The sequence below is a fragment of the Acinetobacter sp. YH12132 genome (assembly GCF_013418645.1).
GTDB lineage: Bacteria > Pseudomonadota > Gammaproteobacteria > Pseudomonadales > Moraxellaceae > Acinetobacter > Acinetobacter indicus.
Genome location: NZ_VPBR01000002.1, coordinates 226,462 through 240,172 on the forward strand (window position 1 = coordinate 226,462; position 13,711 = coordinate 240,172).

Consider the following 13,711-nt stretch of genomic DNA (forward strand, 5'->3'; position numbering starts at 1 on the left):
CATGACGCAACCCCTGTTTGAAAAAGTCGCTTTTATTGGACTTGGGCTGATTGGCTCAAGTCTGGCGCGTGTGATTCAGGCTGAACAGCTGGCTCATGAGGTAGTGGCATCGACCCGTTCGCAAAAAACGCTAGAAGATGCCAAAGCCTTGGGTTTAATTGCTGCCGGTTATAGCGATCCGGTCGAGGCGGTGAAAGATGCTGATCTGGTGGTACTGGCCTTACCGGTACGTGCCACCGAATATGTGTTGCAGCAGATTAAACCGTATTTAAAACCTGATGCAATCCTGACCGATGTCGGCAGTACCAAAGGCAATGTGGTCGATGCAGCCAAAGCGGTTTTTGGTGAACAACTGCCTGCCGGTTTTGTGCCGGGGCATCCGATTGCTGGAGCCGAGCATACCGGGGTCCATGCCGGTAAGGTCGATTTATTCGCCAATCATAAAGTGATTTTGACTCCATTACCGACCAGTGCGGATTGGGCGGTCAATAAACTGATTCAACTGTGGGAAGCAGCCAAAGCGGAAGTGATCTGTATGGATGTGGACAAGCACGATGAAGTGCTGGCACATACCAGTCATCTTCCGCATTTAATGGCATTTAACCTGGTGGAGCAACTGGCCAACAGGGAAGACAATTTAGATATTTTTCGCTATGCTGCAGGCGGCTTTCGTGATTTCTCGCGAATTGCAGCCAGTGATCCACAAATGTGGCACGACATCTTCTTTGCCAATAAAAAGGCAATTTTGAATGCAGTCGATGGCTTTGAACAACAGCTGGCAATCTTGCGCCAGCTGATCGAACAGGAAAACTCGCAGGCTTTAATGGGCCTGCTGGGACATGCTCAAGCAGCGCGTCAGCATTTTAATCATATGCTGGCCAAAAAACCGTTGATGGAGAACAATAAAGTGACACAACAATTTACGATTTTACCGGGCTCTAAAAATTTCCAGGGTAAATTTACTGTGCCAGGTGATAAATCTGTGTCACATCGTTCAATCATGTTTGGTGCGATTGCAGAAGGCACCACCCATGTCACCGGCTTTTTGGAAGGTGAAGATGCGCTGGCGACCTTGCAGGCTTTTCGCGATATGGGTGTCAGTATTGAAGGCCCGAAAAATGGTGAAGTGACCATTCATGGTGTTGGTATGCAGGGCCTCAAAGCTCCAGCCGGTGCACTGTATATGGGGAACTCTGGCACCTCCATGCGTTTGCTGTCAGGCATGTTATCGGCGCAGGCCTTTGATTCGGTGATGACCGGTGATGCATCCTTGTCCAAGCGTCCAATGGAGCGTATTGCCAAGCCATTACGTGAAATGGGGGCGCAAATCCAGACCACAGGTGAGCGTGGTACGCCACCGGTGTCAATTACGGGCAGCCAGCAGTTAAAAGGCATTCAGTACGATTTACCAATGGCCTCGGCACAGGTGAAATCAGGAATTTTACTGGCCGGTTTGTGGGCCGAAGGTGAAACTGCAGTAACTGAACCGGAACCAACCCGCGACCATACCGAGCGTATGCTGCGTGCTTTTGGTTATGAAGTGAAAACCGAAGGTAACCGTATTTCCCTGCAAGGCGGCGGTAAACTGGTGGGAACCAATATTCAGGTGCCTTCAGATATTTCATCTGCAGCGTTCTTTATGGTGGGCGCGGCCATTACTGAAAATGCCGATGTCACTTTAGAAGCTGTGGGCATTAACCCGACCCGTACTGGCGTGATTGAAATCCTCAAACAAATGGGTGCAGATATTACTGTATCCAACGAGCGTATTGCCGGTGGTGAACCGATTGCCGACATTCGTATTCAGGGCAGCCGTACCTTAAAAGGCATTCATATTCCGGAAGATCAGGTGCCACTGGCGATTGATGAATTCCCGGCGCTGTTTATTGCAGCAGCCTGTGCGGAAGGTCAGACTGTATTGACTGGTGCGGCCGAGCTTCGCGTCAAAGAATCTGACCGGATTCAGGTGATGGCAGATGGCTTGAAAACCATGGGCATTGACTGTACCCCAACTGAAGATGGCATCATCATTGAAGGCAAGGGCAAAGCAGGTGACTGGTCGCCTGTGTTCACCGGCGGTGAAATTGAGTCACATCATGACCACCGTATTGCCATGAGCTTCTCGATTGCCGGTTTACGTAACTCGGAAGTAATTAAAATTGTGGGTACAGAAACGGTCGCGACCAGCTTCCCGACCTTTACCCAATTGACCGCTCAGGCCGGTCTGCAGATTGAAGTGACCGAATAAAGAGAAAAATAACCCAAAAGCCAAGCTTTTGCTTGGCTGTTTGCTTTATATTGCTTATGCTAAAAATACAACAAGAACAGCAGTAGGGTCGTTTATGAAAACACTCCAGTTTACCGCACAATGTGATAACAAGGCCGAATTACAGGACTGTAAGATTGCCCAGAACTATGTGGCAGATTTGCTGGCCCGACAGTTAAACCAGCACGGCTTTGAAACCCTGCCGCAAAGTGGCGCACAAATTGCGGTTAGTGTGGAAGATCATCCTTTGCCCTTAAGCGTGAGCTGTGAAAGCCGCGATGCCGAAGGACGACTGGTGTGTGAAATCCTGTCTTATCCGGAAGAAGAGCAGGACTGGTTTGACCGGATTGAATCGCAAAGCTTGCTAAATCAGCTGGCCCAGGCGGTCGAGCAGACCTTAAAACAGGATGAAAACTTTACGGCCTTTGAATGGAAAAATTAAAACAATCCCAGATTGGAATTGCGAAGCCATTTCGTCTGTATCCATTTTAAAATTAACAGTACCGTCACTGATCTCCTCCCATAAAAAAACCCATCAGCAGATGGGTTTTTGTCTTTAGCCTAAGGCCAGGAAGCGGGTAATTGCAATCCGCAGCTGTTTTAAATAGCCGGTAAAGAAATGGTTAGCGCCCGGTAAAATGGTAACCAGATGACGCTGTGGTTTGGCCCAAGTAATCATGTCCGAGAGCAGGGTCACATCATCGGCTTCGCCATGAATAAACAGGATGTCACCTTTAATTTCAGGAGTTACATAGTGACGTACACCAGCTACTGTCGCAGTCGGCAAGCCGCATAAAATGGTCTGTTTTGGCTGTAATTCAACCGGTAGCGCTGCATAACTCTTTGCCATCACATGCGCACCAAAGCTGAAACCGCCGGCATAGAACGGCAGGCCAATGTGCTGGCTGCGCGCATATTTGATGACTTCTAGAATATCATCCGTTTCGCCAAAGCCTTCATCATGCACACCTTCACTCTGGCCTGAACCGCGGAAGCTTGGGCGATATACCACGCAGCCGCGCTCTAGGTACATTTGTGCTAATAATGCAGGAACTTTGTGTTGCGGGGTGCCGCCTTGCAATGGATGGGGGTGGCTGACAACCGCGAATCCTTTCACTTCACCCTGTGGATAATCTACGAAAACTTCAATTCGACCCACAGGACCTGGAATGAAAATTTGCTCGGACATAAGATAATCGAATAATGGCAGGAGAATCGATTATTTTACCGATTATGTTTAGGAAAAACACAGATTGGCATTAAAATAAGCTGACTGTTATAGTTTGATTAATTATTTTTTAACCACTTTTTGATCAGGATGTGTATGCTCGCCTTAATTTCTCCTGCTAAGACTTTAGATTATGAATCTGCATTACCCACCGACAGCCACACCTTACCAAGACTATTAGCGCATTCACAAGAACTTATCGACGTTAGTCGTACGCTATCTGCTTCAGAAATCGCCAATTTAATGAGTGTGAGCGAAAAAATCGCCAATTTAAACGTAGAACGCTTCCGCGACTGGCAGGCCGATTTTGATTTTTCCAATGCGCGTCAGGCGCTGTTTGCCTTTAAAGGTGATGTCTATACCGGTCTGGATGCCTATAGCCTGAAGGATCAGGACATTGATTATGCACAGCAGCATTTGCGCATGTTATCAGGTCTGTATGGCTTATTGCGCCCGCTGGATTTAATGATGCCGTATCGTCTGGAAATGGGCACCAAGCTGAAAAATCCGCGTGGCAGCAATTTGTATGAATTCTGGGGCACCATCATTACTGATCTGATCAATGAAGATCTGGCTACGGCCAAGTCTGAATTGCTGGTGAATATCGCTTCGGATGAATATTATAAATCGGTGAAAGAAAGCAAGATTCAGGCAGAAATCATCAAGCCGGTATTTTTAGACCAGAAAAATGGCAAATATAAAGTCATCAGCTTCTATGCCAAAAAAGCCCGTGGTTTGATGGCGCGCTATATCATCGAAAATAAAATTGAACGTGCTGAAGATTTAAAAGGCTTTAATAGCGATGGCTATTATTTCGATGCTGACAGCTCCCTAAAAGGTGAGCTGGTGTTTAAGCGAGATGAGCAAGCCGCATAAACAGGGGAGTGCGTGCCATGCAATCAGAACTTGCTGATTTTCAGTTGTATTGGCAACGCTGCGCTCAGCAGTTTTCGATGAATCGCTGCCAGACGCAGCAGCTGTATGCGCGGCTGCTGGCGGCCTATAGTGAGCCGCAGCGGCACTATCATGGCGTGCAGCATATTCTGGAATGTCTGCAGCATTTCGATCAGATTCGCACACAGTTGCAGCAAGCATCGCTGGTCGAGCTGGCGTTATGGTTTCATGATGCGGTCTATCATCCTAAAGCGCAGGACAATGAAGCACAAAGTGCGACATTGTGCCAGCAGTTATGTGCAGATTTTTTAACGGCAGCACAACTGGAAACCGTGAGCCGCTGGATTCTCGCGACCCGGCAGCATCAGCCCAGTGATGAGCCAGATTTAAATGCCTTGCTGGATATTGATCTGGCAATTCTGGCTGCGCCGCCAGTACGTTTTGCTGAATATCAGCAACAGATTCGTCAGGAATATGCCTGGGTCGAGCAGAATCTTTATCAGCCCAAGCGCCGTGCGGTATTGATGCAGTTTTATCAGATGCAGCCGCTGTATCAGACCCGGTATTTCCAGCAGCATTATGAAGCACAGGCCAAACACAATCTGGCCCAGGCTTTGTCTACAACGGGCGAATCAGCATCGTGATGGTTCATTCGTCCGCTAAACTTCAGGCATAAAAAAAGGCAAAGTCAGACTTTGCCTTTTCCATCTTGTCACAAGATTAGTGGTGATGACCGCCAACACCATGTACGTGACCGTGGTCTAACTCTTCTTGAGTCGCTTCACGGATTTCTACGATTTCAACTTCAAACGTCAGGTCTTGACCAGCAAGCGGGAAGTTTGCATCAACGATTACGTTTTCGCCTTCAACTGCTTTAACCGTTACGATCTGTACGCCGTCATCAGTTTGTGCTTGGAACTGCATGCCAGGCTGAATGCTGTCTACGCCTTGGAACATTTGCGCTGGAACTTCTTGAACCAGGTCAGGGTTGTATTCGCCATAACCTTCAGCAGCAGGTACGTTTACAGTGAATTTTTCACCCACAGTTTTACCTTCTAGGGCTTTTTCAAGACCAGGGATGATGTTACCCGCACCATGCAAATAGGCAAGTGGTTCACCTTGAGATTGGTCGAGAGTTTCACCCTCTGCGTTAGTCAATGTGTAGTGGAAAGTAACCACGAGGTCATTTGCAATAGCAGTCATGTTATAGATCCATTTAGTTTTCTAAGGGTACATCATAAAGTGAAAAGGCAAATTTGTTGAATACTTTTACTCAAAAAACTCACATTTGGCTTTTTTATGACATTTTCCCAGATATTGGGGCAGTCGATAAAATTTCAATGCAATTTTATTTTAGGGCCAATTTTTCTGCCGAGCATATCTTTGGCGGTCAGCACCCCGGCATGGGTATAGCCATGAATGGTGGCCTGATGCAGCCGGTATAAAGACACATACATCGACTTGGCGACTATGCCCTGTACATTGACCCGACCGAGTAATTCACCCACGGCCGTATGCTGGCTTAAAGAAATCAGCGAGCCTTTGTCGGAGAATTTAAACATCGGCAGTGGTTTACCATTCACGTGCTGGCTCAGGGCACGAACCAGAAAGCTGGCCTGCTGACTGGCCACCTGCGCACGCGGACCCAGCACCGGTTCATCGGCTTTGGGCTGGCAATGGGCACAATCGCCAAAGGCAAAAATGTTGGGGTCGGTATAAGTCTGTAAGGTGGCATAGACTTTTAAACGGTGCAGATGATCTTTTTCAAAATCATCCCACTGTTTTAAAATTTCCGGGGCCTGAATTCCGGCAGCCCAGACTTTAATTTCTGCTTCCAGCGGATTGCCTGCAGCAAAATAAACCTGTTCTTCATCGACCTTGGCCACCCGATGCTGGGTCAGCACTTCAATGCCAAAGCGCTCCAGCTGGGCTTGAGTATGTCGGGAAATTTGTTGTGACAGGGCCGGTAAAATCCGGTCGGCGGCTTCAATGAGCGTAATCCGAACCTGCTGCGGATCAATCCGGTTTAAACCATATTGGGCAAAGGTCTGTTTGGCTTGATACAGCTCTGCCGCCAGTTCAACACCGGTGGCACCGGCACCGATAATGGCAATATTCAGGGCGCGGCTTTGCGGCTGATTTTGGGCTTCTAAATATAGGTGCAGCAGGTCCTGATGAAACACCGTGGCCTGAGGCAGGCTGTCCAGAAAATGACAATGCTGTTTCACCCCTTCGGTATTAAAGTCATTGGAAGTAGAGCCCAGCGCCAGCACCAGCGTGTCATAGTCTACGTCGATCTGCTTCGGTGGCTGCTCTTTTTTGGAAAATTGCGGTGCCTGCAGCTGGATTTTTTTCTGGGTCCGGTCAATGCCAACCAGTGTGCCTAATATAAACTGATAATGATGCTGGGCAGCATGCACAAAATAGTTGGTTTCTTCCTGATGCGGATTGAGCGTGCCGGCTGCAATTTCATGTAGCAGCGGTTTCCAGATATGGGTCAGTTTCTGATCGACCAGAGTAATCTGTGCTTTGCCCGATTTACCCAGACGATGACCGAGTTGGGTAGCAAGTTCCAGACCGCCGGCGCCGCCACCGACAATCACAATACGATGTAATACTGACATGATGAACCTATATTGTTATTTTTAATGCAAGAACAGGCTCAATTTATGCCATCTCCCGGTTAGGAAAATGACTCAGATTGTTCGACAACTTACATCATGTAGCATTTCCACTGTGCTTGTTCACAGGATTAAACCAGCGGATAAGTTTTTGCTCCGGTTTCATCCTTAGAGGAGAAGCTAAACAGGCTTTTTAGCCAGATCAGCAATTTTTCAAACAGGCTGGCTTCGGCAATATGTACTTCTTCTTCCAGATGAATGGTATTGATCAGGCGGTTATTCTGATAAACATGCACAGTGGCCAGCTGCATCACCTGTGCCAGCGGGGCCGTCAGTAATTTTTCTTTTAGCTCGACATTCAAATGGGTTTCGGTCTGGGTTAAGGGTTCAATCAGTCGGGTCTGACCGAAGGTATCGTTAACAAACAGGCGCTGCTGGGTCACATCAAACTGTTTTAAATTAATCGCGCTATTTTCGCCATATAAAGACGTGGTGACAATTTTCGGTTGCTGCACTTCAACCTTGAACATTTTCAGGGTCGACTTTACCACTGGCAACTCAGCAATCAGCTGCTTGTTTTTTAAAGCCACTTCGTTGCGGGTGTAGGCATAACTGATGTTCATCAGTTGCTGGGCAATTTCAGCGCGTTTAAATGCACTTTTGGCACCCAAAACCACCACAATTAAACGCCGGTTCGGATCATCAAAATTCTGGGTGAGACGGTTGGCCGTCAGCGCCAGGTTATAACCGGCGGCACGGGTATAACCGGTTTTCAAGCCATCCACCGTCGGGTCCTGTTTGAGCAGAATGTTAGTGGCACGGTGATAACGCTGGTTATAGGTAAAACTGGTCTGTTTGGAATAAGCGAGATAATCCGGAGTGTCATTGACGACCGCCTGTGCCAGACGGGCCAGATCGGCCGCGGTAGAATAATGTTCCGGCATGGTAATCCCGGACGGATTCTGGAAATGGGTATGCTGCATTCCCAAGGCCTGTGCTTCCTGATTCATACGTGCCACGAACTGCGGTACGCTGCCAGAAATCCGTTCGGCCAGAGTTAGGGCGGCATCATTGGCAGACATCACAATTAAACCAGCTAGCAGCTGATCAACAGAAATCTGCTCACCTTCTTTCAGGTACATCTGGGATTCATCCCACATCACCTGTTTCACCACCGGCGTTGCAGTCAGCACATCTGCCGCGTTCAGCTTGCCGGCCTGAATGTCCTTGAGCACAATATAGGCCACCATCATCTTGGTCAGCGAGGCCGGGGCGCGCTGAATCTGGCTATTGTGTTCTGCAATGACCTGACCCGATTGTGGATCAAGCACGGTCCAGGCTTCTGCTTCAACCGTTTCAGGATTAAAAGATAATAAGGTGGCATGCGCAAGCGAGCTGCATAGCCAGCACAGCAGCGCAATCAGGTAGATGACACGTTTCAAGGGGATTCCTTTTTTAACCAGTCCGTTGGTCATAAACATAAAAATTTTAGGCATGCTATGCTTTTTTTTGCCGCCTGACTAGCGATAATTTTCGACAATGAAGACGACTGCGCATTGCATGACAAAAAAATGTTAAGCTAATTGATAAGTTATCTCTTTGATCTTTTATATCGCCCATTATGTTGCATTATCAAATCGAATTTGACGATTATCGTCAGCATCTTATTCATGTCACTTTGCGCTTTCTGGCCAATCCGACACAGGTTCTAGCTTTACCGACCTGGATTCCGGGCAGCTATCTGATTCGTGAATTTTCCAAACATATTGAAGCGGTCAAGGCCTATGATGAAGCCGGGCGTATTTTAAAAATCCAGAAATTTGAAAAGAACAAATGGCGTTTGTTTAATACCGATCATGAACTGATTACGGTGGAATATGATGTTTATGCCTACGACCTGTCGGTGCGTGGTGCCTATGTTGATCAGACCCGGTTATATGTCAATCCGGCCTGTGCCTGTTTAGGACTGGAAGGTCAGGAAGATAAAGCGATTGAAGTCGAAGTGTTCCTGCCAAACGAACTGAAACATTTCCAGCTGGCGACCGGACTGGTGGCCAAAAGTCTGGTGAAAGGGCGTTATACCTTAAAAGCCAAAAACTATGCCGAACTGATTGATGCGCCGTTTGAGCTGGCCGAGCAGACCCGTTTTAGTTTTGATGCAGCAGGCATTCCACATGAATTTGTGGTGTCGGGCAAACATGCCATGAATGCTGCGAGAATGCAGCAGGACCTGGAAAAAATCTGCGCCACTGAAATTGCCATGTTCGGTTCTGCACCGTTTCAGGATTATACCTTTATGACCATGGCGACCGGGAACAGTTATGGTGGTCTGGAGCATCCAAACAGTACCAGCCTGATTACCCCGCGCGATGACTTGCCAAAAGCCAATGAGCCGGAAGAGCCGTCGAAAGAATATCAGCGTTTTCTGGGGCTGTGCAGCCATGAATATTTCCACTCCTGGCTGGTGAAATTTATCCGTCCGGACAGCTTTGTCAATTATGACCTGAACCGGGAAGGTTACACCTCTTTGTTGTGGATTTTTGAAGGTTTCACCTCATATTATGATGACCTGATTTTATTACGCAGCGGTGTGGTTAATCAGGAGTCTTATATTGCTTTATTAAAAGCGCAGATTGACCGTTATTTGCAAAATCCGGGTCGGGCAATCCAAACCGTGGCTGAATCAAGCTTTGATGCCTGGGTGAAATTCTACCGTCAGGATGAAAACTCCAACCATGCCGGCACCAGCTATTACAACAAGGGCTGTCTGGTGGCCTTGTGTCTAGATCTTGGTTTACGTCTGCGTGGCTCCAGTCTGGATGAGTTAATGCGCAAGCTGTATGACAATGCGCAGCAGGGGATTCAGGTGCATGAGCGCACGATTTATGAATTGTGTCAGGAATTAACCGGTGATAGCTGGGCTGAGCAGATTAACCATCTGATTAACACCACTGAAGAGTTACCGCTGGATCAGCTGTTCCCGGAATTTGGTCTGAGCTACAATTTAAAAAATGACAAGCGTTTGCCATTGGGGCTAAAACTGGCCGATAAACCGGAAGGCGTACTGGTGCAAGCCGCACGCCGTGATGGTCAGGCAGCGCAAGCCGGTCTGTCGGCGCATGATGTGATTATTGCCATTGATGGTCTCAAAGCCAGCAGCAAACTGATCGAGCAGTATGCCAAACAGAGCGGCAGTTTTACAGTACATGCTTTCCGCCGTGATGAACTGATGCAGTTTGAAGTGAATGCGGCAGGTTCTGAGCTGACTGAAGTTGAATTAAAAGTCGAAGATCAGGCCAAACTGGATCGCTGGTTAAAAGTGTAAAATCACAGTCTGAAATCTATACTATAAAAAACCGATGCTCAGGCATCGGTTTTTTTATGCAGATCTATCGTCATAAACCCTATCGTAATCACACCTTATTTGATGATCAGGCGGGAAGTACCGCGAAACTCCGCCACAATCTGCTGCTTCTGGTTCGTGACCCGAATATCATAAATGCCGCTGCGGCCACTGCTGGCCTTATGTTCTGCCACCGCAGTCAGGGTATCGCCGAGCAGGCCCGGTTTTAAATAATGAATACCGCAGTGCTGACCCACCGCCGGATGTTCGCCGGTGTTGCAGGCAATGGCAAAAGCCGCATCCGCCAGCGCAAAAATCACCGCACCGTTACAGGTTTGATGGCCTTGTAAATGCTGCACGGTAATTTTTAATTCAATCTGTGCGCTGTGTTCACCAAACGACACCAAATGGGCGCCCAGATGCTGCATTAATCGGTCCTGATGAAACATGGGATTAACTTGCTGATCCATAGCAGACTCCTTTTTTAAGATACGTTTTATTTTAAATTTAAAATTATGTGAATCATAAATAGCATTGTGATGCTGAAAATACAAGCAAAAAAATAAGGCCCCGTTGGAGCCTTATTTTCATCGTCTATTCAACGCATCTTTGCAACAGCTTTTTTAGCTATACAGATGCCAGCCCCATTAACGGGCACGACGACCACGTGATTTGGTGTTGGGACGGGTGGTGCCATTGGTCTTGCGACGTGGCTTTTCACCTTCTTCCATTTGCCAGATGCGTGGTGTGCCGGATTTTTTCTTGGCGGTACCATCTTTGTTGACTTTTTTCTGCATCGGTTTGCCACCAGTGCCGCCCGGTTTCTTCACATAAGAACGTGAGCGATACGGCTGTTCGGCTGGTACATCTTTAAAGTCGCTATAGAGCAGTGGTTCAATTTCACGGGTTTCACCCGGTTGCAGGCCCAGCTGAACCAGATCAATCGAACCGATTTTGGTGCGAATTAAACGCAAAGTTGGGAAGCCGACCGCAGCGGTCATGCGGCGCACCTGACGGTTACGGCCTTCACAAATTGAAATTTCAGCCCAGGAGGTCGGCACTGAAGCGCGGTAACGTACCGGCGGATGACGTTCCCATAACCACTCCGGTTCAGCCACTTTAATCGCTTTGGCCGGCAAGGTCATGCCATCATTCAGTTCTACACCTTTACGCAGCTGTTCTAGCGCTTCTTCGGTAATGTCACCATCGACCTGGACCAGATAGGTTTTAAACTTTTTATTGGCCGGGTTGGTAATAAACTGGTTTAAACCGCCATGATCGGTCAGGAACATTAAACCTTCTGAATCCATGTCCAGACGACCGGCAATCCGCAAATCCGGATCGTCAATGAAGTCGGCCATGGTTGGGTGCTTTTCATCGGGACGAAACTGCGACAGCACATCATAAGGCTTGTTAAGAATAACTATTTTCACTGTAACCTGCTAAAAAATATAAAAAAATCTGGGTGTGATTCTTATGCTAACTGTAATAAAACCCGGCATGGGAGAGAAAGGGTGACAATGAGCAAAAAGAAGGTCCACAATATCCGGCTACTATAGCAGATTCTGTCTGATCTGCCTGAACTTTATGGCAAAGCTGAGCAGATGATTTTGATTGGAAATGTAAAACTTGCTGAGAGATGCCACAGGATATATGCCGATTTATTAAGCACAGAAATAAGGCCATTTCCCTTATAAATCCCGGGCTGGTTAAATTTTGATTAAACTGAAAAGATCATCGAGTTAAAAATACAATTAAGCAGACAGCCAAAAAAGACCGGTGCCGGGCAAGAATAGTATGGATTTGCCCGCCCACCAATCACAGGGAGTAGCAAGGATTATGGGTTATCAGAAAATCGTCGTGCCTGCAGATGGCAGCAAAATTACGGTAAATGCAGATTTATCCCTGAATGTGCCGAACAATCCGATTATCCCTTTTATTGAAGGTGACGGGATTGGGGTGGATATTACCCCGACTATGAAAGCCGTGGTGGATGCGGCAGTACAAAAAGCCTATGGTGGCAAACGTGCGATTGAATGGATGGAAGTGTATTGCGGCGAAAAGGCCAACAAGATTTATGGCACCTATATGCCGGAAGAAACCTTTGAGGTCTTGCGTGAATTTGTGGTGTCGATTAAAGGGCCGCTAACCACACCAGTTGGTGGTGGGATCCGCTCATTGAATGTGGCCTTGCGTCAGGAACTGGACCTGTATGTCTGTGTGCGTCCGGTACGCTGGTTTGAAGGCGTGCCTTCACCGGTGCAACATCCGGAACTGACCGATATGGTGATTTTCCGGGAAAACTCGGAAGATATTTATGCCGGGATTGAATGGAAAGCCGATTCACCGGAAGCGAAAAAAGTTATTAAATTCCTGAAAGAGGAAATGGGTGTCACCAAAATCCGCTTTGAAGAAAACTGTGGTATTGGGATTAAACCGGTCTCCAAAGAAGGCACTCAGCGTCTGGTGCGTAAAGCCATCCAGTTCGCGATTGATAATGACAAGCCGAGTGTGACCTTGGTACATAAAGGCAACATCATGAAATATACCGAAGGCGCCTTTAAGGAATGGGGGTATGAAGTGGCGCTGGAGCGTTTTGGCGGCGAATTGCTCGATGGCGGGCCGTGGGTGAAGCTGAAAAATCCGAAAACCGGCAAAGAGATTATGATTAAAGATGTAATTGCCGATGCCTTTTTACAGCAGATTTTAATGCGCCCGGCAGATTATTCGGTCATTGCCACCTTAAACCTGAACGGGGATTATATTTCCGATGCACTGGCGGCAGAAGTCGGCGGGATTGGCATTGCACCGGGAGCCAATATTGGCGGGGCAATTCATATGTATGAAGCCACCCATGGCACTGCGCCAAAGTATGCCGGGCAGGACAAGGTCAATCCGGGGTCGATTATTCTGTCTGCGGAAATGATGCTGCGCGATATGGGCTGGACTGAAGCGGCCGATCTGATTATCCGGGGTGTATCCGGTGCGATTGCAGCCAAAACGGTGACATATGATTTTGAACGCCTGATGCCAGATGCCACCTTGCTGCGCTGCTCTGAGTTTGGTCAGGCGATTATTGACAAGATGGACCAATAAAAACACTATCTATTCGGTGTAACCGCCCGCGTTTAACGCGGGTTTTTTATGCCTTATCTTCTCATCCATTTGTGTCAATGTAATGACAAGTAACCACAGTGATGCTTTGGGTGACTAAGGTAAAATAGTAAAACTATTTTCACTTGATTTGTAATGGATAATCCTGTGCCCAATTACATTGAGGCAATTTGATACAGCTTATGACTTGGGCAAAAAACAAAACCCGGTAGAGTAATACCTGTACATATTGTGCGACATATCGA

The 13,711-nt window shown here is 47.6% G+C and carries 12 protein-coding genes; 6 read left to right on the forward strand and 6 right to left on the reverse strand.

Translation table 11 applies throughout. From position 1 onward, the window contains the following. Position 1: 1 nt before the first annotated feature. Positions 2–2,248: a bifunctional prephenate dehydrogenase/3-phosphoshikimate 1-carboxyvinyltransferase gene (locus FTU67_RS03225; protein WP_005179002.1), complete on the forward strand. Its 2,247-nt coding sequence runs from the start codon at positions 2–4 to the stop codon at positions 2,246–2,248. Between the two features lie 94 nt (positions 2,249–2,342). Continuing rightward, entirely contained in the window at positions 2,343–2,708 is a 366-nt protein-coding gene (locus FTU67_RS03230) for a hypothetical protein (protein ID WP_016659168.1), read from the forward strand. Between the two features lie 114 nt (positions 2,709–2,822). Here FTU67_RS03230 and FTU67_RS03235 read toward each other — a convergent pair whose 3' ends face one another. Beyond that, positions 2,823–3,455 carry an alpha/beta hydrolase gene (locus tag FTU67_RS03235; protein WP_005178998.1) on the reverse strand — a complete coding sequence of 211 codons (633 nt, stop codon included), beginning with the start codon at positions 3,453–3,455 and terminating at the stop codon, positions 2,823–2,825. 135 nt (positions 3,456–3,590) lie between these two features. Here FTU67_RS03235 and yaaA point away from each other — a divergent pair, with 135 nt between their 5' ends. After that, the gene (gene yaaA / locus FTU67_RS03240; protein ID WP_180061399.1) at positions 3,591–4,370 is read left to right on the forward strand and encodes a peroxide stress protein YaaA; all 780 of its coding nucleotides are present in this window, start codon (positions 3,591–3,593) and stop codon (positions 4,368–4,370) included. Between the two features lie 17 nt (positions 4,371–4,387). Further along, the gene (locus FTU67_RS03245) at positions 4,388–5,032 is read left to right on the forward strand and encodes a metal-dependent hydrolase (RefSeq protein ID WP_180061400.1); all 645 of its coding nucleotides are present in this window, start codon (positions 4,388–4,390) and stop codon (positions 5,030–5,032) included. A 76-nt stretch (positions 5,033–5,108) separates the two neighbouring features. Here FTU67_RS03245 and slyD read toward each other — a convergent pair whose 3' ends face one another. From slyD to FTU67_RS03260, 3 genes are all read right to left on the reverse strand, one after another. Then, on the reverse strand, positions 5,109–5,591 hold the full coding sequence (slyD, locus tag FTU67_RS03250) for a peptidylprolyl isomerase (protein WP_163170257.1): 483 nt from the start codon (positions 5,589–5,591) through the stop codon (positions 5,109–5,111). Between the two features lie 134 nt (positions 5,592–5,725). Continuing rightward, positions 5,726–7,012, reverse strand: a complete 1,287-nt coding sequence (locus tag FTU67_RS03255; protein WP_180056551.1) for an NAD(P)/FAD-dependent oxidoreductase — start codon at positions 7,010–7,012, stop codon at positions 5,726–5,728. Between the two features lie 128 nt (positions 7,013–7,140). Further along, positions 7,141–8,451: a D-alanyl-D-alanine carboxypeptidase family protein gene (locus FTU67_RS03260; RefSeq protein WP_228289045.1), complete on the reverse strand. Its 1,311-nt coding sequence runs from the start codon at positions 8,449–8,451 to the stop codon at positions 7,141–7,143. Positions 8,452–8,630: 179 nt separating this feature from the next. On the opposite strand from FTU67_RS03260, the gene FTU67_RS03265 reads away from it, so the two are divergent. Then, complete coding sequence (locus FTU67_RS03265) at positions 8,631–10,334, forward strand: M61 family metallopeptidase (RefSeq protein ID WP_180061401.1); 1,704 nt, start codon at positions 8,631–8,633, stop codon at positions 10,332–10,334. A gap of 95 nt (positions 10,335–10,429) precedes the next feature. On the opposite strand, the gene paaI is transcribed toward FTU67_RS03265, so the two are convergent. Continuing rightward, complete coding sequence (paaI, locus tag FTU67_RS03270) at positions 10,430–10,822, reverse strand: hydroxyphenylacetyl-CoA thioesterase PaaI (RefSeq protein WP_180061402.1); 393 nt, start codon at positions 10,820–10,822, stop codon at positions 10,430–10,432. A gap of 177 nt (positions 10,823–10,999) precedes the next feature. Beyond that, a complete protein-coding gene (locus FTU67_RS03275) occupies positions 11,000–11,785 on the reverse strand; it encodes an rRNA large subunit pseudouridine synthase E (protein WP_045794865.1) in 786 nt (261 codons plus the stop codon). A gap of 406 nt (positions 11,786–12,191) precedes the next feature. On the opposite strand from FTU67_RS03275, the gene icd reads away from it, so the two are divergent. Further along, positions 12,192–13,448, forward strand: a complete 1,257-nt coding sequence (gene icd, locus FTU67_RS03280) for an NADP-dependent isocitrate dehydrogenase (RefSeq protein ID WP_016659160.1) — start codon at positions 12,192–12,194, stop codon at positions 13,446–13,448. The last annotated feature ends 263 nt before the right edge of the window (positions 13,449–13,711 follow it).